The organism is Haliscomenobacter sp. (genome assembly GCF_040403615.1).
Taxonomy (GTDB): Bacteria; Bacteroidota; Bacteroidia; order Chitinophagales; family Saprospiraceae; genus Haliscomenobacter.
The window spans coordinates 48,578-68,136 of sequence record NZ_JBBAKG010000033.1; the positions used below are offsets into that span (position 1 = coordinate 48,578).

Consider the following 19,559-nt stretch of genomic DNA (forward strand, 5'->3'; position numbering starts at 1 on the left):
GCTTAATTTTTTTTCACACTATCTTTGCTGCCGATTTTTTTGGATGCTGCATTGTACTTGTTTGGCATTCAAAGCAATTTCAAAAGACATGTTCATCACCCAAATTCACGGTTTTGTCAGATAGTTTGGTCATTATTCCTACCTACAATGAGCTGGAAAACATTGAGCGCATGCTCAACACCGTTTTTTCACTTGCTCATCCTTTCCACGTGTTGATCGTTGATGACGGTTCGCCTGACGGTACAGCACAAATTGTCAAAAACCTGCAATTGGTATATCCTGGTCGTTTGCATTTGCTCGAACGGGCAGGTAAATTAGGCTTGGGTACAGCCTACATCGCGGGCTTTAATTGGGGTTTGGCAAACAATTACGACTATATCTTTGAGATGGATGCCGATTTTTCGCACAATCCAAAAGATTTAATCCGCTTGTACGAGGCTTGTGCGGCAGGTGGAGCAGATTTGGCAGTGGGCTCTCGGTATACCCAGGGAGGCAAGGTCAGCAATTGGTCTTGGGATCGCATTGTGTTGTCGTATGGTGCATCCTTGTATGTTCGCCTAATGACCTTGATGATGGTAAAAGACCCTACGGCAGGATTCATTTGTTACCGAAGCAAAGTGCTGGCTAGCATCGACTTGAACAAAATTCGCTTTGTAGGCTATGCTTTTCAAATCGAAATGAAATATGCCACGCATCAGTTGGGTTTCAAGATAGTTGAAGTGCCGATCACGTTTGTGGATCGGGTGGCAGGGGTGTCCAAAATGTCGAGCAATATTATTCAGGAAGCGATTTGGGGTGTTTTTCAGATGAGATGGCGGAGTTTTTTCCAAAGTTACCGCAAACCGTAGCGACAACCCTATGTGGTTGTCCCTGAGTAGGCAACTGCAGTTGCCCAGAAGTAGGCAACTGCAGTTGCCCAGAAGTAGGCAACTGCAGTTGCCCATAAAAGAATCAATCGTACAATTGCCTTTTTGATTCGGATTACATACACTCCGCATGTTTTTTTTTACCATAAACGACAAATGCGCCTTTTGGGCGCATTTGTCGTTTATGGTAGGGGCGACCACGTAGGGTCGCCCTTACTAGTGTGGCGACCACGTAGGGTCGCCCTTACCTATTTTTTGTCTACTTCTTCGTATTCTACATCGGTCACATCTTCTGCGCCGTTGCTGCTCCCGTTTCCGCCAGCTGATCCTGCGTTTGGTGCAGTATCATCGGCACCAGCTTCGTTGCTTGCCTGATACAAATCCTGGCTAGCTGCCTGCCAGGCGGTATTCAGTTTGTTGGAAGCGGCATCGATGGCATCCAGATCCTGTGCTTTGTAGGACTCGCGCAATTCGTTGAGGGCCGACTCAATGTCTGCTTTTTTGTCAGCAGGAATTTTGTCGCCGTACTCTTTGATTTGCTTTTCAGTATTGAAAATCAAGCCATCCGCCGTGTTCAGCTTTTGGGCACGGTCTAGAGCCTGGCGGTCAGAATCTGCGTTGGCAGCTGCTTCAGCGCGCATGCGTTCGATTTCTTTTTGGTCAAGACCAGTAGAAGCTTCGATGCGTACGCTTTGCTCTTTGCCAGTGCCTTTGTCTTTTGCAGTTACGCTCAAGATACCGTTGGCGTCGATGTCAAAAATCACTTCCACCTGAGGTACACCACGAGGGGCTGGTGGAATGCCATCGAGGATGAATCGACCAACCGTACGGTTGTCTTTCGCCATCGGGCGCTCACCTTGCAGGATATGGATTTCTACCGTTGGCTGATTGTCAGACGCAGTAGAGTATACTTTAGATTTCTTGGTAGGAATCGTGGTATTGGACTCGATCACTACGTCGTACATGTTGCCCATGGTTTCGATACCCAAAGACAGCGGAGTAACATCGAGCAACAATACGTCTTTCACGTCGCCGCTCAATACACCGCCCTGGATAGATGCACCAATTGCCACAACTTCATCCGGGTTTACACCTTTGTTTGGTTTTTTACCAAAAAAGTCTTCAACCGCCTGTTGGATGCGTGGGATACGGGTAGAACCACCTACAAGGATAACTTCGTCGATGTCATTCTTGGTTAAACCTGCGTCTTGCAATGCTTTGCGGCAAGGCTCCAATGAACGTTGTACGAGCGTATCGACCATTTTCTCAAACTGAGCACGCGTCAATTTGGTGGTCAAGTGCTTGGGCACACCGTCAACTGCCGTGATGTAGGGCAGGGTAATATCGGTTTCAGTGGTAGAAGACAAATCGATTTTGGCTTTTTCAGCAGCGTCCTTCAAGCGTTGCAACGCCATCGGGTCTTTGCGCAAATCGATGTTTTCTTGCTGTTTGAACATTTCAGCCAACCAATCGATGATCACACCATCGAAGTCGTCACCACCCAAGTGGGTATCCCCATTGGTGGATTTTACTTCAAACAAGCCTTCACCCATTTCGAGGATGGAGATATCGAAAGTACCACCACCGAGGTCGTAAACCGCGATGGTCATGTCTTTGTTGCGCTTGTCGAGGCCATATGCCAAAGCGGCAGCCGTAGGCTCGTTGATGATGCGGCTGATTTTCAAACCAGCAATTTCACCTGCTTCTTTGGTAGCCTGGCGCTGAGAGTCGTTGAAGTAGGCAGGTACCGTAACCACTGCTTCGGTAACTTCCTGACCAAGGTAATCCTCGGCAATTTTTTTCATTTTCTGCAAGATCATTGCAGAGATCTCCTGGGGCGTATACATGCGACCGTCGATGTCTACCCGAACGGTGTCATTGTCACCTTTGACAATGGTATAGGCCATGCGGCTGATTTCACCTTGTACTTCCGAAGGGCGACGACCCATGAAGCGCTTGATGGAGGCAATGGTGCGCTTGGGGTTCGTAATGGCTTGACGTTTGGCAGGATCACCGATTTTGCGTTCACCGTTGTCTTGGAAACCTACAACGGATGGCGTGGTGCGCCGACCTTCGTCGTTCGGAATTACCACCGGTTCATTTCCTTCCATTACCGCCACACAAGAGTTAGTGGTACCAAGGTCGATTCCGATAATTTTTCCCATGTTTGTGTACTTTATGATGTTTATGAAGAGCTCATTCTTGCACTTTTTTGCTTGATTGAACTCAAAAATTCTGGTTTACGAGCTTTGAACAGCAAGGGATGTGCCAAAGGAGAAGGTGGCATGAAGGAACTGACATTTGGGCAGAAGAAAATGAAATCCATAAAAAAATCGGACAAAAGCAGTATTTCGGACACTAATGCAGGTCAAAATGACATAAAAGGGAAAGCAGAAACCTACCTGTGAATTCTACAACAATTCCCCACAATTGTGTAACACATCCCTTGCTGAAAGTACTCATCTTTGTGGCATTGTGAAAATTCATTTACCCCGCATCATGAAAATAGTTTTAATCATCAGCGTTCTTTTACTTGCCTCATTGCTGCTTTTTCAATTGTATCTGCTGCTGGCTTCCTATAATTCGGAAACCCAAAACTATCGTGTGGTCTTTAAAGGCAAGTTATTTGAAATTCGCCATTATCCCGCTGTCGTTATGGCTACTATCAATTCCACGGCAAAAACGTACCAGGAATTGGGCAGTTCCGGATTTGGAAAACTGGCCAAATACATCTTCGGTGGAAACGAAAGCAAATTGCACATTGCCATGACCTCACCCGTACACATGGACATCAACGATTACAACTCGTCCATGAGTTTTGTGATGCCCTCCAAATACCTTCAAGAAAATTTGCCCAAACCCATCAATGCAGAAGTCATGCTCGAAACCACAACTGATGAATACGTGGCCGCAGTTGCATTTGGCGGTTTTGCCACTGAAGAGGACGTCAAAATAAATACCCGCAAGTTGGAACGGGCACTAAAGGTAGCATCAATTGCCCATTACGGAAGCTTCCGCATGCTGGGCTACAACCCTCCTTTTCAACTACTGGGTCGCAAAAATGAAATCATCGTAAATGTGGAATGGGATCAAAAGGAACGATGAAAAAGAAACCAATCATTTGAAAGTAGCCGCCTTTTCTTTGGATGGTATCCAGCCAGGAAAGCCGCCGTACTGAGCCCGATAGAAGCATTAAGGTATGAATAAAGACTTAGAAATGCTAAAAAAGAACAACCACACTGACAACCACAAATATGTATTTTCCAAAAACATCGATCTGTATTTCATCGACGTTTACCATGCCTATAAATTTGTAACTCGCTTTTTCAGAGAGGTTTTTATTCCTCCATTTCATCTGCGCGCCATCATTGCTCAGTCTTATGAAATTGGCGTTAAATCGCTGCCTCTGATTACGGTTACAGGATTCATTATTGGCATCGTATTTACCAAGCAATCGCGGCCTTCATTGGAAAATTTTGGGGCAGCATCCTGGTTGCCAAACCTGATTGGTATTGCGATTATCAGGGCCTTGGGGCCGATACTTACCGCCTTGATTTGTGCCGGGAAAGTGGGATCAAGCATCGGGGCCGAGCTCAGTTCCATGAAAGTTACTGAGCAAATTGAAGCCATGGAAGTATCCGCCATCAATCCATTCAAATACCTGGCGGTCACACGAATCGTAGCCGCAACCACGATGATTCCCTTGCTGGCGGCGTACTGCATATTTATTGGGCTGATGGGTTCTTATTTCAACGTTCACAGCGAAGAAACGACAAGTTCCATCACTTTTTTTCAAGATGCATTTTCGAGCGTTACGTTCGTTGATCTATTTGCCGCATTGGCCAAAGCTACTCTTTTTGGATTTACCATTGGCATCATCGGGTGCTACAAAGGATTCAATGCCACCAAAGGAACCCATGGAGTGGGTAAAGCCGCCAATGAAACGGTAGTGCTGTCCATGTTCCTGGTTTTTGTGGAAGAAATTATCATTGTTCAGCTATCCAATTGGATTCGGTTTTACTAAATCATGGAAAAAGACGAATTGAAAAAACAGGAAAACGAACAGGAGGAGGTCATTGTCATCAAAGACCTGCACAAATCATTTGCAGATATTGGGGTACTGAAGGGCATTGATTTGACGGTTTTTAAAGGGGAGAATATTGCGGTACTGGGTAAATCTGGTTCCGGCAAATCGGTTTTGATCAAAATGATCGTGGGTTTGTTGAAGCCCGATAAAGGCGAAATAACGGTATTGGGACAGCAAGTCAACAAATTGAACCATGAAGAATTGGATACCCTGCGCAAACGGATCGGGTTTTCTTTTCAAAGCAGCGCGCTTTACGACAGCATGAGTGTGTACCAAAACCTCGCTTTCCCATTGACCATGAATGTGAAAAACCTCAAAAAGCCAGACATTGATGCAGCCGTAGAGGAGGCACTGCAAGCCGTAGGTTTATTGGAAAAAATAGCAGAAATGCCTGCTGATTTGTCCGGCGGACAACGCAAAAGAATTGGTATTGCCCGAACCCTCATCCTTAAACCTGAAATCATGCTCTACGACGAGCCTACCTCGGGCTTAGACCCCATCACCAGTGCTGAAATCAACAAACTGATCAACGATGTGCAACAAAAATACAATACGAGTTCGATCATCATCACCCATGATTTGACTTGTGCAAAAAATACCTGTAAGCGGATTGCGATGTTGGAAGAAGGCAAATTCTCTCAAATTGGAAAATTCGCAGAAATGTTTAAGGTCGATGACGAACAAGTAAAAGGTTTTTTTAATTACAATTTCATTCAATAAATCATGAACGAATCACACACTAAACATACGGTAATTGTTGGCCTTTTTGTTTTGGCTGGATTGATACTGCTGGTTCTAGGCATTTTCATGGTTGGCAATATACACGATACGTTTAAGCAAAAAATAGAAATTTTTTCCATTTTTGACGATGTAAATGGCTTGGAAAAAGGCAACAACATCTGGTTTTCAGGGGTGAAAATTGGGACGGTAAGCAGTTTGAATTTTTTTGGAAAATCACAGGTGGCGGTGAGCATAAAAATCGACATTAAACATCAACAGTACATTCGCAAAAATGCCAAAGTAAAAATAAGTGCAGATGGGTTAATTGGCAAAAAAATTCTGGTGATTTATGGCGGTACACCAAAATCCGGAGCGGTTCAGGAAGGAGATACCCTGGAGGTTGAAAAAACTTTTTCTTCTGAGGATGTACTCAATATGCTGCAGGAAAACAATAAAAACGTGTTGGCCATTACCACTGATTTTAAATCCATCAGCAAAAACCTGGCCGCCGGAGAAGGAAGCATTGGGAAACTGTTGAAAAACGATGCCGTGTACAACAACATCAATGCAACCACCGCATCGCTGCAAAATACCGCCATCAAAGCAGACCAGTTGATCAACTCTTTGGTGCACTTCAGCGCAGGGCTGAACAAAAAAGGAACCCTCGCCAACGATTTAACCAGCGATACCCTCGTGTTTAGTTCGGTAAAAACGACCGTTGTGCAGTTGCAACATATAGCAGATACGGCCAGGGTGTTTATTGCAAAACTCAAAGAAATGGGCACTAATCCGGGTACACCCTTGGGGGTTTTGACCCAAAACCAGGAAGCGGGTACGCAGATGAAAGCAATCATCAAAAATTTAGAGGGCGGATCGGAAAAATTGGCAGAAGACCTTGAAGCAGTGCAACACAATTTTTTGCTCCGTGGCTTTTTTAAAAAGAAAGCAAAAAAGGCCAAGCTGGACTCTTTGTCAAAGCAATAAAGTTAACCAGGTTTTATTGCATGAAGTAGCCGCCTAATTTTTTAAAGTCTACTGAAATCCTAGTCGTTTTGTAAACCGCCCCAATCTCAGTGAATCACTGGAAGGCCCACTCAATTGCAGTCCAGTGCGCAGCAACGTAGCTCGGGAAGAGAACACCCCTACCCCACCGGCTACGTTACTGTATTGGGGAGTCACCTGCGAACTGGTGATGCCCAAATTAGCTCGACTAATGCGCAGCAAATCGGCCATTTCCTTGCCTCCTGCGGTAACCAGTACATCAAACCCATCAAAAATGCGGCGGCGATTGACGGTGCCATCGATGTTATTGGCCAGAAAGGTATAAAACTGCTGGCCAGTAATGGTATGAGCTACCCGCAGCTCTTCGTCCGTACGTTCCAGGTCTTTGATGACCGTCCAGTCCAGCGTTTTGTTTTCAAAATTGTTGCCCGTAGTGGATTCCCGGTAGTGGATGCGCAAGCGCAAATCGAACAACCGCGCGCTGGTTGGTGCATTCCAGGCAAAAGTGATGCTGCGGCTGTAATCCACCATGGTAACCGGGCTAGCTGGTCGATCAAGGGATTGCAAGTCGGTCAACACTGTTGTTTCGGCGCTCACCTTGCCGCGGTTTTCGCTAGGCGTGACGACCACACGAAGCGTTTCTCCACCCTTGAGATTGAGCAGATTGGCCTTGATTTTATAGAGGTAATTTGGCGCTTTAGCAAAAGGCCCATCCACGCGTGGGTAACCTTCCTTGTTGCCATCCACCCTACTAAGCGTGAATTTCTGGGTGGTCGTACCTATTTTTTCCAGCTCTACTTTGGCGCTGGGGTAATAAATTTTTTCGGGGTCTTGCGCCAATTGGGTGGCATCGGCGCCGCCTGTCAAAAAGGAGCGCTCTACCCGGACGTAATGGGCAGTGTCCTGCCGGTTGATGAAGGCATAGATTACCGGGAGGTCTTCAAAATCTCCTTCCAAGTCAAAATCTGTGGTACAGGCAAAACAACACAATAAGGCCAAAGCTGGGATGAAACGCATAAAATAGCTCAGTTTTTCGTTTATTTGACTACGCAGAAAAATTAACTTCCCGATTTTGGGTTTTGAATAGGGAGTCGAACGGTTCACTTCAAGTGAGCTTCCTATGCAAAAGCCTCTGAAAAAATCGGGAAGTAATTTTTTGCGTCAGACTAAAGCGTGCCAAAAGTAACAAAACTCTCGTTCAATGTCCAATATCCAATAATCAATGTCCAATGTCCAATACGGTAGTGCAATGTCAACGACATAAGTTTGAGTTTGTGAGGAAACAGGCTTTTTTATTTGAGTTTAAACCGACCCCTGATTAAAAATCACAAATACAGCGCTACCAACCTGGAAATTGGACATTGGATATTGATTATTGGATATTGAAAATGGTTTCCCTATATTTGCCCCTCAAATTTTCAAAGCTTCAGCATGTCCGTCAACAGAGAGGTTAAACGCATCACGACTCACGTTTTGCAGGCGATGAAGGCCAAAGGCGAGAAAATCGCGATGCTCACCGCTTACGATTTTTCCCTGGCGGGAATCATCGATGCGGGAGGAATTGACATCATTTTGGTGGGTGATTCCGCCTCAAATGTCATTCATGGTCATGAAACTACCCTGCCGATCACCTTGGATCAAATGATAGACCACGCTTCGGCGGTTGTACGAGCAGTCAGCCGGGCCTTGGTGGTGGTGGATCTTCCTTTTGGCAGCTACCAGGGCAATTCCAAACTGGCGCTGGAATCGGCCATCCGCATCATGAAAGAATCGGGTGCGCACGCCGTCAAACTGGAAGGTGGCGCACAGGTAGCAGACTCCATTCGCCGCATCCTCTCGGCAGGCATTCCGGTAATGGGACACTTGGGGTTGATCCCGCAATCGATCTACAAGTTTGGAACGTATGCTGTACGCGCCAAAGAGGATGCCGAAGCCGTTCAGTTGGAAGAAGACGCCAAATTATTGCAGGAATTGGGTTGTTTTGGGATGGTTTTGGAAAAAATCCCGGCTCATTTGGCCAAAAAAGTCAGCGAAAGCCTGTTCATTCCCACCATTGGCATTGGAGCAGGGCAAGACTGCGATGGTCAGGTATTGGTTACGCACGATATGTTGGGCATCAACAAAGAATTTTCTCCCCGCTTTTTGCGGCGGTACGCCGATTTGTACGACACCATCAAAGGAGCAGTAGAGCATTACGTCAAGGATGTAAAAGCCAGTGATTTCCCCAACGATCAGGAGCAATATTAAACCCAAATGAAACGCTTATTTTTACCCACTACTTAGCTACTTTTAAACACCATAAACAGTTCATCAAAAACCATGAAAATCCAAGCCCGCACACTGCTCATCGTGCTGTTGTTGTTGCTGATTGGCGCTTATGCCGGTTATCGTTTCATCCTGGGAGGAGCGGAAGTACCCCCAAGCATTGGCGACGACTATTCTGTAAAAATTCCCAGCAATTCCACTTTTGACGAAGTCGTAGCCCTGCTCAAAAAAGAAGGGGTGGTCAAAAAAGAAAATATTTTTCGCAATGTTGCCAATCAAATGGGCTACAAACAAGACCCCATGCGCAGCGGGCGCTATAAAATTGAGCCAGGTTGGACGATTTTTCACCTGATTCGCCAATTGCGTAGTGGTGAGCAGGCTCCCGTCAAGGTCATCCTGACTACCGAGCGCACCCTGGAAGAAGTGGCAGAAAAAGTATCGCGCTTCATCGAGCCGGATTCAACCAGCTTGAAAGCCCTGTTTTTTGATGAAACCTACCTGAGCAAGATTGGTTACAACCGCGACAACCTGATGTCGGTTTTCATTCCCAACACCTACGAAGTATACTGGAACCTGAGTCCGGAAAGCTTCATGGAACGCATGCTGCTGGAGCACAAAAACTTTTGGAAGCAAAAAGACCGACTGGCCAAAGCCAAAGCCATGGGCATGACACCTGAAGAAGTATATACCATGGCCTCCATTGTGGAAAAAGAGACCCTCAGCGACGATGAAAAACCCATCATAGCAGGAACCTACCTCAACCGAATCAAAATTGGTATGCGCCTGCAAGCCGATCCGACCGTGGTGTTCGCTACCCGCGATTTCACGACCAAGCGGGTCACCAATTACCATACTTCTTTTGATTCGCCGTTCAATACTTACATGTATGCCGGATTACCACCTGGCCCCATTGCCATGGCTTCTATCTCCAGCATTGATGCCGTACTGAATTTCGACAAAAACAACTACACTTACTTTTGTGCAAAAGGTGATGGTTCAGGCAGGCACGCTTTTGCAGAGACCTATGACCAACACTTGGGCAATGTGCGCACTTACGTAAAAAACCTGGAAGCCCGGGGGCTTCGCTAGGATGCGACTGGTTTTCACGGTTACCAATGATCTGGTGTACGACCAGCGGATGCAGCGCATTTGTGCTACTTTGGCAGAAACTGGCCATGAGGTAACGCTGGTGGGCAGGTTGCGTCGATCTTCACTAGAGTTGACCAGCGCAAATTATCAACAGATCAGGTTGTTTTGCTGGTTTGAACACGGCAAATTGTTTTACCTCGAATACAACCTCCGTCTGTTCTGGTGCTTGCTCTGGCGTACTTTCGAGGTGTACACAGGCATTGACCTGGATACCCTCTTGCCCAATTTGCTGGTGGCCCGCCTCAAAGGCAAAAGGTGTTTTTACGATGCCCATGAGTACTTCACCGAAGTACCCGAAGTGGTGGATCGGCCATTTACCAAAAGCATTTGGGAGGCGGTAGCCAGGTTTGCCATCCCCCGGGTAGATGCGGCTTACACGGTTGGCCCTGCCCTTGCACAGATTTTTCAAAACCGCTACGGCATCCCTTTTCAGGTCATTCGCAACGTACCTATTGCGGTCAATCTTGCTGTTTCTACTCCGGCAACTTCCAATGAATTGCCCATTATCCTTTACCAGGGGGTACTCAATGTAGGCCGTGGGCTTGAAACGGCCATTGCCGCCATGCAACACATCGAGGGCGCCGAACTCTGGCTGGCTGGAGAAGGCGACTTATCGGTTTCTTTGCGGCAACAGGCTAAAGATTTACAATTGGAAACAAAAGTGAAATTTTTGGGATATATTCCTCCCTCTGAATTGCGAAACATCACGAATAAAGCATATATTGGCCTCAATTTATTGGAAAATCGGGGCCAAAGTTATTATTACTCCCTGGCCAACAAAGCTTTTGACTACATCCAGTCCGCAGTTCCTTCTATTCAAATGAATTTCCCGGAATACCTGGCATTACAAGCTGAGCATCCGGTTTTTTATTTGCTTCCTCAATTGGAAGTTGACGCGCTGGTAGCCGCCATCCAAAGGTTGTTGTCTGATGAAGAATTGTACCAAAATTTGCAAAACGAATGCCGCGAAGCTGCCCAGGACTGGTGTTGGGAAAAAGAGCAGGAACGGTTGAAAACATTGTATGCAAAGTGATGGTGTTTTATATTAGTAAAAAAAGTGATTTCCATCATTTTGGGTGAAAAGCTAAAGGCCAAACTTGCACAGATTACAAAGTATTTCTATAAAACAAGCGAGCATGAATCTCGATGCGACCTACATGGGCTTGAAATTGCGTTCTCCAATTGTTGTTTCCGCCTGTACCCTGTCGGAAGAGATGGACAATATCCTGCTCATGGAGGATTCTGGCGCAGGAGCAGTGGTGCTATTTTCCCTTTTTGAAGAGCAAATCCAGGCCGAACAAGACTGTTTCAATGGCATCATTCGTCCCAATCGAAATGCTTTTGGTGAGCTTGGAAACCTACCCGAAATGGAGGAGTACGGCTCCAGTACCGAAGAATACCTGGAAAACCTACGCAGAATCAAAGAACGGGTCAATATTCCCATCATCGGTAGTTTGAATGGCGTCACGCCTGAAGGCTGGATCGACTACGCCCGCCAAATGGAGCAAGCAGGTGCAGATGCGCTGGAAATCAACATTTATTACATCCCAACCGACCTCCACCTGACCGGAGGATCGGTAGAAAAGCGCTACCTCGAAATCGTCAGCACGGTCAAAAAAAACATCAGCATTCCCTTGGCGGTAAAGCTCAGTCCCTATTTCACCGCCATCGGCAATACTGCGCTAAAAATGCAGAAAGCCGGAGCAGATGCACTGGTACTGTTCAACCGTTTTTACCAACCTGATTTTGACATCAACTCCTTAGCCGTTTTACAAAACCTGCAATACAGCAATGCCGCAGAAATTCGGCTGCCCCTGTTGTGGATCTCCCTGCTGTCTGGAAAACTGGACCTGTCCCTTGCTGGGAGTACCGGGGTGCAAGGTGCCAATGAAGCCATCAAATACCTCCTGGCTGGAGCCGATGTAGCCATGGTTGCCTCTGCGCTGTACAAAAACGGCATCGGCTATCTGGAAACCATACATCAGGACCTGCGCAACTGGATGTCGAGCAAAGACTTTCAATCCATTGCCGATTTCAAAGGGCTGATGAATCAAGCCCAGGTAAGTGATCCTGAAGTATACGGACGCGCCAATTACATCAGGATTTTGAAAAAGGGGTAGCGGCTCTATTGGGAGGAATTTGAATATTGATCTGAAATAGTGAACATTTGCTCAATTATTTATCCAATTAATCACTATCATTGAACAAAATTTCCGTCCAAGATGAACTTCTGTCTTAAAAACACTTGCCAGATTTTGGCCATCTGCCTCACTACCGTTGTGGGCAGCTTTGCGCAATCCATCACGCCACAAACGGCGCTCAAAAATTACATCACCAACAACGACAAGACCTACCGCTGGGAGTTGAAAGACTCTAGTACGCTAGGCGGCGTAAAAGTGTATCAGTTGCTGCTGACCTCCCAAAAATGGCGGCAATACACCTGGCGCCACCAACTGACCGTTTTTGTGCCACAGGAAACCAAATACGACGGCGCCCTCTTGTTCATCACCGGAGGCTCCAACAAAGAGGAACAACCCAATTGGACCAAATCTGACGACTTATGGATCCCATTGGCCACCCTTGCCAATAAAAACAAGGGAATTGTGGCCTTGATCAGACAAGTGCCCAATCAGCCTTTGTATGGTGATCTGACTGAAGACGCCCTGATTTCCTACACTTTGCACCAGTTCAAAAAAGACAAAGACTACACCTGGCCACTGCTATTTCCGATGGTGAAATCGGCAGTAAAAGCGATGGACGCAGTGCAGGAATTCAGCAAGCAGAAATTCAACCTTGCCGTCAACAGTTTTGTAGTAACCGGCGCGTCCAAACGGGGCTGGACCACCTGGCTTTCGGCAGCCATTGACGACAAAAGGGTTAAAGCGATTGCACCAATGGTCATCGATATGCTCAACATGCCCGCCACGCTCAATTATCAGTTTCAAACCTACGGCGAATACAGCGATCAAATCGAAGATTATGTCAAATTGGGTATCCCGCAAAGTACCGATACCGAAGATGGCAAAGCCATCACGGCCATGATTGATCCGTACTCGTACCGCAACAAGTTGACCGTCCCCAAAATGATATTCATCGGTACCAATGACGAATACTGGACCGTAGACGCCATCAAACATTATTACGATCAAATTCCAGGCAAAAACCTGATCCATTACGATCCCAACGTTGGCCACAACCTCGGCGGTGGCCGGCAAGCTTTCGAAGCCTTGAGCGCTTTTTTTGGCACCACCATTCAAAATAAGGAATATCCCTTGGCCAGCTGGTCGGTGAACGCTGCCAAAGAAGGCGTAACGTTGTCGGTCAATGCCCCCACCACCGATTTGGTGGAAGCCACTTTGTGGTTCACCACCTCCGCAGACCGGGATTTTCGCAACAACTTATGGCTGAGCAGAAACATCAAATTGAATAGTTTGCCCTCGGTAAAAGCAGCTTTGTCTTTCCCCCAAAAAGGCTTTCAGGCGTTTTACCTGGATTTGAAGTACAACGCCCCGAATGGAGGCACCTATACCACGAGCACCCGAGTGTTTGTGACGGATGGGGAGAAGGTGTTGTGAGGGGCGCTTCGGCGCTTCGGCTACGCTCAGCGACCGCGTGATATGCCAGTACTATTCTAGGCTTTGCGAAGCGGCGCTTCGGCTGCGCTCAGCGACCGCGTGATATGCCAGTACTATTCTAGGCTTTGCGAAGCGGCGCTTCGGCTGCGCTCAGCGACCGCGTGCATTGCTATGGCGGTTTTAGATTTTGTGGGAAGCGCGCTTCGGCTGCGCTCAGCGACCGCGTGTTTTGTTATTGAGGTTTTAGATTTTGCTAAACGTGCGCTTCTGGTACGTTCAACGCGAGGTCCAAAAGCCTACTATCATGTCACGCGGTCGCTGAGCGTAGCCGAAGCGCCGCCTCCCACAAATCTAAAACCTCAATAACAAAACACGCGGTCGCTGAGCGCAGCCGAAGCGCGCCTCCCACTACTCTTTCCCCTTCAAAAAATGACTACTATTCTTACATTTCGCTAAAACATGCAATTGATCCACCTGCCCTGCGATCAACGCTTCTTTTTTAGCTCTGCTCCAACCTTGCACATGTTTTTCCCGAAAAAAAGCCTCGTCAATTCGGGCATATTCTTCAAAATAGACCAACTCTACAGGCAAATGCTTTTTGGTGTAATTCGCCCCTTCTCCAGCTTGATGTTGAGCGAGTCTGCGCTCCAAATCAACGGTACTTCCGGTATAGAAACAGCCGTTGGAACATTTCAGGATGTACAGGTATCCTTTCATCAGGGTATTCTTTATTTTAGGTGTAGCGACTGGTCGCTGAGCGAAGCCGAAGCGCGACTGCGCTCAGCGACCGCGTGCATTGCTATGGTGGTTCTAGACTTTGCGCTGTGTGGCAAACTATCGCTCAACGCGAGGTCTAGGTCTCGCGATCAAAACGCGCGGTCGCTGAGCGCAGCCGAAGCGCGCTTCCCACCTATCTAAAACCTAAACCATCATCCTCAATATACAAGAATATCCCAGCGCTACCAAGCCCACCAATAATTATTTCGACCCTGCCTTGTTTATTTCCAAAACATCCCTATCTTCATTTCTCTAGCCATTTAGCATGACGCAAATCACTTACTTCCCGATTTTTTTGAGCGGGAAGCTAATTTTTCTGTGTTATTTATTCATCGAACCAAACGTTAAAAATGAACAATTTTACCCGACAGGTACTACTTTGCTTCCTCCTGCTGTTGGCGGCCAACATCAGCCGTGCGCAAGACAAAAAACCAGATGTTCCCGCTACGCCTCCTGCGGCCGGAGCAGAGAAAAAAGACCCCCCGAAAAATGAACCCAAGCCCTTCAAGGAGGTCATTACGGCCAAAGCCAAGAGCAGCAAGGGTCTGGTCAATGTCCACAAAGTAGAAGACAAGTGGTATTTTGAGATTCCCGATTCGGTGTTCAACCGCGAGATCATGGCGGTGACCCGCTACACCAAAACTGCCGCTGGCGGGGGCATTTTTGGCGGCGAAGAGGTGAATCGCCAGGTGATTGCCTGGGAAAAAGGCCCCGACAACAAGGTCTTCCTGCGCTCTATCAGCTACATCATTGCCAGTCCGGACAGCACTAAGCCCATTTTCAAGGCGGTGAAAAACTCCAGTGTCGATCCGATTATTGCGGCCTTCGACGTCAAGTCCATCCGCAAAGATACCTCCATCCTCATCGAGGTGACGGATCTGTTCAAGGGCGACAATCAGGTGTTTTCCCTGAGTCCATTCCTGAAGCAGTTGTACAAAATCTCCGATTTCAAGGCCGATCGTTCCTATATCCAGAGCATCCGCAGCTACCCGATCAATACGGAAATCCGCACGGTCAAAACCTTTGGCACACAGTCGCCGCCACTCACGCCATCGCCAATCCCTAGTCCGGGCATTTACCTGCCAGCTGGTCTGGATGCGGGCGTGGTCACCATGGAGTTCAACACCTCCATGATCATACTGCCCAAAAAGCCGATGCGCAAGCGCTTCTTTGACGCCCGGGTAGGCTATTTTTCAAGCAGTTACGGCACTTTTGAGGAAGAATCACAAAAGTCGGACGAAGAAGTGTTTGCGGTACGCTGGCGCCTGGAGCCCAAAAACGCCGCCGATGCCGCCCGCCAGAAAAAAGGTGAATTGATTGAGCCTGCCAAACCCATCGTGTACTACATCGACCCCGCTACGCCTGTCAAATGGCGCAAATACATCAAAGCCGGAGTAGACGATTGGCAAAAAGCCTATGAAAAAGCAGGTTGGAAAAACGCCATTCGTGGCGAATACTGGCCAGAGCAAGACACCACGATGAGCCTCGAAGACGCCCGGTTTTCGGTAGTGCGCTATTTTGCTGCCGACATCCAAAACGCCTATGGCCCCAATGTGAGCGATCCGCGTTCGGGTGAAATCCTGGAAAGCCACATCGGCTGGTACCACAACATCATGCGCCTCTTGCGCAACTGGTATCTGATCCAAACGGCTGCGGCTGATCCACGGGCCCGCAAAAAAGATTTTGACGACGAACTGATGGGCCAACTTATCCGCTTCGTATCCTCACACGAAGTGGGGCATACCCTGGGGCTGCGCCACAACATGGGCGCCAGCTCGGCTACGCCGGTTGAAAAACTGCGCGACAAAGCCTGGGTTGCCCAAAATGGCCACACTTCCTCCATCATGGATTACGCCCGCTTCAACTACGTGGCACAACCGGAGGATGGGGTTACCGATTTCTTCCCCCGCATCGGCGATTACGACATCTGGGCCATCGAATGGGGCTACAAATACTTCCCCGATGCCAAAAGCGACGAGGAAGAGAAAAAACTCCTGAACGAGATCACCAAGGAGAAAATCAAAAATCCCCGCCAGACTTTCGGTACCGAGGTCAGCCCAATGGATCCGCGCTACCAAACCGAAGACCTGAGCGACAACGCGATGAAAGCATCGGATTATGGCATCAAAAACCTCAAGCGCATTTTGCCTAACCTGACGGAATGGAGTAAGGAAAATGGCGAAAGTTATTCCGAACTGGAAGAATTGTACAACAACCTGGTGGGTCAGTTCCGCCGCTACATGGGCCACGTGACCAAAAACGTAGGGGGCATTTATGATACCCCCAAAACCTACGATATGGCGGGTGCGGTGTACGAGGTGGTGCCCAAAGAGCGCCAAAAAGAAGCCATTGCTTTTTTGAGCACACAACTGTTTGAAACGCCTAGCTGGCTGCTGGATGCCAACATTACCAGCAGAATCCGCCCGGATGTAGGAGTGGAAAGCATCAAAACCATGCAGGAAGCGACCCTCAACAGTTTGCTGGCTGGCGATCGCATCGTGCGTTTGTTGGAAACAGGCAAGGAAGGCAACTACACTGCGGATGAATTGATGACCGATTTGCGGGCGAGCATTTGGTCGGAGTTGAAAACGCAAAAGCCGATCGACATCTTCCGCCGCAACTTGCAGAAGGTTTTTGTAGAAAAGGTCGCTGCCCTGTTGAGTCCCAAAGATCCGGCTACCTTGTTGTACGTACCTCCTGGCCAGGCGTATGGATTTACCGTGCGTCGGGTGGATTTAAAAACGACGGATTTGCCTTCCATTGTGCGTGGGCAAATGGAATCGCTGTTGTCCGAAATTCGGGCCGCAATTGGTGCTGCACCCGATAAAATGAGCCGTTACCATTTGGAAGATGTGGCGAATCGGATTGATTCTGCGTTGCATCCAAAATAAGGAGATTTGAGTTTCGATTCGAATGGTTCACGCAGATTTTGCGCGGATTTAAGCGCAGATTTTCACAGATTTTTTTCTGCGAGAATCTGCGGAAGAATCTGTGTGAAATCTGCATGAACCAACCATCATCTAAAATCAACTCACCCCCTCTAACCTATGTTCAAAACCAGTTCCATTGGCTGGAATGCCTTCGAAATTACCTGGCTGCTCAGTTTCTCTGCGTTGGCCATAGCATTGAGCATCCTCTGGAAAAACTCCTTTCTCGATTTCAGTGTGTTTCTTTCCGGTGTCTTGTGCGTGGTATTGGCCGCCAAAGGCAACATTTGGACTTACGCTTTTGGCATGTACAACACGTTTGGCTACGCTTATCTGGCTTATACAAATGGCTTGTACGGCGAAATGGGATTGAACCTCTTCTTTTTTGTGCCCATGAATGTGGTGGGCTATGTACTTTGGAAACCCAAACTGGAAGGCGGGTATGTGCAAATGCGGGCCCTGAAATCCCGCCAAATCCTGCTCACCGCGGTGGCCTCCCTGCTGGGCATCATGGGATTGGGCTATGGCTTGTCTTTGATTCCTAGCCAAAACAATCCCTACATCGACGCCATTACTGATGTATTGTCCGTTTTTGCCACCTTCCTGATGGTGTACCGCTTCCGCGAGCAATGGTTGTTGTACATCCTGCTCAATGTATTTACGGTGTTGTTGTGGTGCATTCGTACCGCCCACGGCAGTCCCGAAGGGCCGCTGATGATCGTGATGTGGACGGCCTTTTTGATCAACGCGGGGTACGGCTACTACAATTGGACGCGGGGGGTAAAACATACCAGCAGAGCTTCATGAAAAAAACCGCCCTCACCCTTGGCAAATACGCCCCATTGCACCGTGGCCACCAATACGTGTTTGATACCGCCCTGGCCGAATGCGACGAGCTGGTGGTGCTGATTTACGATACTCAGGTGATCTCCACTCCGCTGCACATCCGCGCGGGCTGGATTCGGACTTTGTACCCACAAGTTACGGTGATCGAATGTTGGGATGGCCCGGAAGGCTACTCCTCCGAGCGGGCTTTTGAAATCCTGCAAGAAGAATACATCTTCCAAATGCTGGCGGGACGGCGCATTACCCATTTTTACAGCAGTGAATTATACGGCGATCATGTGAGCAAGGCTTTGGGTGCCCTGGATCGGCGGCTGGATGAGGCCCGCGCTACTGTGCCCATTTCGGCTACCATGATTCGGGAGAATCCCCTGCAATACCGTGATTATGTGTCTGATGTGGTGTACAAAGATTTGATCACCAAAGTGGTGTTTGTGGGCGCCATGTCTACCGGCAAATCAACACTAACCGAGGCGCTGGCACAAAAATACCAAACCACTTTTGCCCCGGAATATGGCCGCGAATATTGGACAACCCATCAAATTGACCGCCGCATCAGTTTCGAAGCTTTTGATGAAATTGCCATCGGCCATTTGGCGCGCGAAGAGGAGGCGGTACTGCAAGCCAACCGTTACCTTTTTGTGGATACCAATGCCATCACCACCTACCTGTACGCTCTGGATTACCATGGCAAAGCGCCTACCTTGTTGACCCAAATTGCGCTGGAAAACGCCAGTCGCTACGACCTGTTTTTCCTCTGCGACGCAGACATTCCCTACGACGATACCTGGGACCGCAGCGGCGACCAAAAGCGGCAGGTTTTCCAAAAACAGGTCATTGCAGATTTGCAGGAGCGGCGCATTCCTTACATTACCTTGAGTGGAAGTCTGGAGGTGCGAATGGCCAAAGTGGAAGCGGTGCTGGCGGGATTTGTGAAATACGGTAATTTTTTTGGGCGTGGGTTTTGAAACATCAGAATTTAAGCTGTTGGATTATTTTGCTGTTCAATCCAGACCAAAAGGTACTCCCTATTTTTGAAAGATTTAAGCTTGGTTTCCAAGGCCATGGCCTCTGCTCTAGATTCAAACGCCAGTGAAAAGATGAGTACCCATGGGCCTTTGTTCTTGGTCCATTTGTTGCGATTGGTATTGTGTCGATGGATGCGATCGTGTAGGTTATTGGTTTGTCCTATGTACAAAATGCCAGATGTGGTCGATTGAATGACGTAGGTGTGAAACATGAGGAAGAGATTAGTTAAAATAGAGCCACACCGAAGGATGGCTTTTCTGTATTGGGGCACAAGGATTCGAACCTTGGACTCTCCCGATCTTAATCGGGATGCGCTACC

The 19,559-nt window shown here is 47.9% G+C and carries 18 protein-coding genes; 14 read left to right on the forward strand and 4 right to left on the reverse strand.

Annotation, left to right across the window (positions count from 1 at the left end; genetic code table 11):
* The first annotated feature begins 113 nt into the window (after positions 1 to 113).
* Entirely contained in the window at positions 114 to 848 is a 735-nt protein-coding gene (locus ABW391_RS12655; RefSeq protein ID WP_353482241.1) for a polyprenol monophosphomannose synthase, read from the forward strand.
* A gap of 266 nt (positions 849 to 1,114) precedes the next feature.
* Here the strand turns inward: ABW391_RS12655 and dnaK are convergent, their stop codons facing one another.
* Entirely contained in the window at positions 1,115 to 3,031 is a 1,917-nt protein-coding gene (dnaK, locus tag ABW391_RS12660) for a molecular chaperone DnaK (RefSeq protein WP_353482242.1), read from the reverse strand.
* 51 nt (positions 3,032 to 3,082) lie between these two features.
* Between dnaK and ABW391_RS12665 the strand changes: the two genes are divergently transcribed.
* From ABW391_RS12665 to ABW391_RS12685, 5 genes are all read left to right on the forward strand, one after another.
* A complete protein-coding gene (locus ABW391_RS12665) occupies positions 3,083 to 3,274 on the forward strand; it encodes a hypothetical protein (protein ID WP_353482243.1) in 192 nt (63 codons plus the stop codon).
* A gap of 91 nt (positions 3,275 to 3,365) precedes the next feature.
* Positions 3,366 to 3,971, forward strand: a complete 606-nt coding sequence (locus tag ABW391_RS12670; RefSeq protein WP_353482244.1) for an SOUL family heme-binding protein — start codon at positions 3,366 to 3,368, stop codon at positions 3,969 to 3,971.
* A 94-nt stretch (positions 3,972 to 4,065) separates the two neighbouring features.
* Entirely contained in the window at positions 4,066 to 4,890 is an 825-nt protein-coding gene (locus tag ABW391_RS12675; RefSeq protein WP_353482245.1) for an MlaE family ABC transporter permease, read from the forward strand.
* A gap of 3 nt (positions 4,891 to 4,893) precedes the next feature.
* Positions 4,894 to 5,673, forward strand: a complete 780-nt coding sequence (locus ABW391_RS12680) for an ABC transporter ATP-binding protein (RefSeq protein ID WP_353482246.1) — start codon at positions 4,894 to 4,896, stop codon at positions 5,671 to 5,673.
* Positions 5,674 to 5,676: 3 nt separating this feature from the next.
* Positions 5,677 to 6,657 carry an MlaD family protein gene (locus ABW391_RS12685; RefSeq protein WP_353482247.1) on the forward strand — a complete coding sequence of 327 codons (981 nt, stop codon included), beginning with the start codon at positions 5,677 to 5,679 and terminating at the stop codon, positions 6,655 to 6,657.
* Between the two features lie 48 nt (positions 6,658 to 6,705).
* Here the strand turns inward: ABW391_RS12685 and ABW391_RS12690 are convergent, their stop codons facing one another.
* Complete coding sequence (locus ABW391_RS12690; protein WP_353482248.1) at positions 6,706 to 7,692, reverse strand: DUF4249 family protein; 987 nt, start codon at positions 7,690 to 7,692, stop codon at positions 6,706 to 6,708.
* A gap of 414 nt (positions 7,693 to 8,106) precedes the next feature.
* Between ABW391_RS12690 and panB the strand changes: the two genes are divergently transcribed.
* The 5 genes from panB (at position 8,107) to ABW391_RS12715 (ending at position 13,664) form a co-directional block, all read left to right on the forward strand.
* Positions 8,107 to 8,922, forward strand: coding sequence for a 3-methyl-2-oxobutanoate hydroxymethyltransferase (gene panB, locus ABW391_RS12695; protein ID WP_353482249.1), 816 nt, complete (start codon positions 8,107 to 8,109; stop codon positions 8,920 to 8,922).
* A gap of 72 nt (positions 8,923 to 8,994) precedes the next feature.
* Positions 8,995 to 10,029, forward strand: coding sequence for an endolytic transglycosylase MltG (gene mltG / locus ABW391_RS12700; RefSeq protein WP_353482250.1), 1,035 nt, complete (start codon positions 8,995 to 8,997; stop codon positions 10,027 to 10,029).
* Between the two features lies 1 nt (position 10,030).
* Positions 10,031 to 11,122: a glycosyltransferase gene (locus ABW391_RS12705; protein WP_353482251.1), complete on the forward strand. Its 1,092-nt coding sequence runs from the start codon at positions 10,031 to 10,033 to the stop codon at positions 11,120 to 11,122.
* A 103-nt stretch (positions 11,123 to 11,225) separates the two neighbouring features.
* Positions 11,226 to 12,209, forward strand: coding sequence for a dihydroorotate dehydrogenase-like protein (locus ABW391_RS12710; protein ID WP_353482252.1), 984 nt, complete (start codon positions 11,226 to 11,228; stop codon positions 12,207 to 12,209).
* 102 nt (positions 12,210 to 12,311) lie between these two features.
* A complete protein-coding gene (locus tag ABW391_RS12715) occupies positions 12,312 to 13,664 on the forward strand; it encodes a PhoPQ-activated pathogenicity-related family protein (protein ID WP_353482253.1) in 1,353 nt (450 codons plus the stop codon).
* 408 nt (positions 13,665 to 14,072) lie between these two features.
* Here the strand turns inward: ABW391_RS12715 and ABW391_RS12720 are convergent, their stop codons facing one another.
* Positions 14,073 to 14,381, reverse strand: a complete 309-nt coding sequence (locus ABW391_RS12720; protein WP_353482254.1) for a GIY-YIG nuclease family protein — start codon at positions 14,379 to 14,381, stop codon at positions 14,073 to 14,075.
* A 410-nt stretch (positions 14,382 to 14,791) separates the two neighbouring features.
* Between ABW391_RS12720 and ABW391_RS12725 the strand changes: the two genes are divergently transcribed.
* The 3 genes from ABW391_RS12725 (at position 14,792) to ABW391_RS12735 (ending at position 19,179) form a co-directional block, all read left to right on the forward strand.
* Positions 14,792 to 17,332: a zinc-dependent metalloprotease gene (locus ABW391_RS12725; RefSeq protein ID WP_353482255.1), complete on the forward strand. Its 2,541-nt coding sequence runs from the start codon at positions 14,792 to 14,794 to the stop codon at positions 17,330 to 17,332.
* Positions 17,333 to 17,488: 156 nt separating this feature from the next.
* Positions 17,489 to 18,175, forward strand: a complete 687-nt coding sequence (gene pnuC / locus ABW391_RS12730; protein ID WP_353482256.1) for a nicotinamide riboside transporter PnuC — start codon at positions 17,489 to 17,491, stop codon at positions 18,173 to 18,175.
* Positions 18,172 to 19,179: an AAA family ATPase gene (locus ABW391_RS12735; protein ID WP_353482257.1), complete on the forward strand. Its 1,008-nt coding sequence runs from the start codon at positions 18,172 to 18,174 to the stop codon at positions 19,177 to 19,179. The genes pnuC and ABW391_RS12735 overlap by 4 nt, the downstream gene beginning before the upstream one ends.
* An 11-nt stretch (positions 19,180 to 19,190) precedes the next feature.
* Here ABW391_RS12735 and ABW391_RS12740 read toward each other — a convergent pair whose 3' ends face one another.
* The gene (locus tag ABW391_RS12740) at positions 19,191 to 19,451 is read right to left on the reverse strand and encodes a GIY-YIG nuclease family protein (RefSeq protein WP_353482258.1); all 261 of its coding nucleotides are present in this window, start codon (positions 19,449 to 19,451) and stop codon (positions 19,191 to 19,193) included.
* Positions 19,452 to 19,559: the final 108 nt, after the last annotated feature.

Bases quoted from the DNA above. Each gene is read 5' to 3' on its own strand.
- dnaK (WP_353482242.1), bottom strand. From the start codon at position 3,031: ATGGGAAAAATTATCGGAATCGACCTTGGTACCACTAACTCTTGTGTG.
- ABW391_RS12670 (WP_353482244.1), top strand. From the start codon at position 3,366: ATGAAAATAGTTTTAATCATCAGCGTTCTTTTACTTGCCTCATTGCTG.
- ABW391_RS12675 (WP_353482245.1), top strand. From the start codon at position 4,066: ATGAATAAAGACTTAGAAATGCTAAAAAAGAACAACCACACTGACAAC.
- ABW391_RS12680 (WP_353482246.1), top strand. From the start codon at position 4,894: ATGGAAAAAGACGAATTGAAAAAACAGGAAAACGAACAGGAGGAGGTC.
- ABW391_RS12685 (WP_353482247.1), top strand. From the start codon at position 5,677: ATGAACGAATCACACACTAAACATACGGTAATTGTTGGCCTTTTTGTT.
- ABW391_RS12690 (WP_353482248.1), bottom strand. From the start codon at position 7,692: ATGCGTTTCATCCCAGCTTTGGCCTTATTGTGTTGTTTTGCCTGTACC.
- panB (WP_353482249.1), top strand. From the start codon at position 8,107: ATGTCCGTCAACAGAGAGGTTAAACGCATCACGACTCACGTTTTGCAG.
- mltG (WP_353482250.1), top strand. From the start codon at position 8,995: ATGAAAATCCAAGCCCGCACACTGCTCATCGTGCTGTTGTTGTTGCTG.
- ABW391_RS12705 (WP_353482251.1), top strand. From the start codon at position 10,031: ATGCGACTGGTTTTCACGGTTACCAATGATCTGGTGTACGACCAGCGG.
- ABW391_RS12710 (WP_353482252.1), top strand. From the start codon at position 11,226: ATGAATCTCGATGCGACCTACATGGGCTTGAAATTGCGTTCTCCAATT.
- ABW391_RS12715 (WP_353482253.1), top strand. From the start codon at position 12,312: ATGAACTTCTGTCTTAAAAACACTTGCCAGATTTTGGCCATCTGCCTC.
- ABW391_RS12720 (WP_353482254.1), bottom strand. From the start codon at position 14,381: ATGAAAGGATACCTGTACATCCTGAAATGTTCCAACGGCTGTTTCTAT.
- ABW391_RS12725 (WP_353482255.1), top strand. From the start codon at position 14,792: ATGAACAATTTTACCCGACAGGTACTACTTTGCTTCCTCCTGCTGTTG.
- pnuC (WP_353482256.1), top strand. From the start codon at position 17,489: ATGTTCAAAACCAGTTCCATTGGCTGGAATGCCTTCGAAATTACCTGG.
- ABW391_RS12735 (WP_353482257.1), top strand. From the start codon at position 18,172: ATGAAAAAAACCGCCCTCACCCTTGGCAAATACGCCCCATTGCACCGT.
- ABW391_RS12740 (WP_353482258.1), bottom strand. From the start codon at position 19,451: ATGTTTCACACCTACGTCATTCAATCGACCACATCTGGCATTTTGTAC.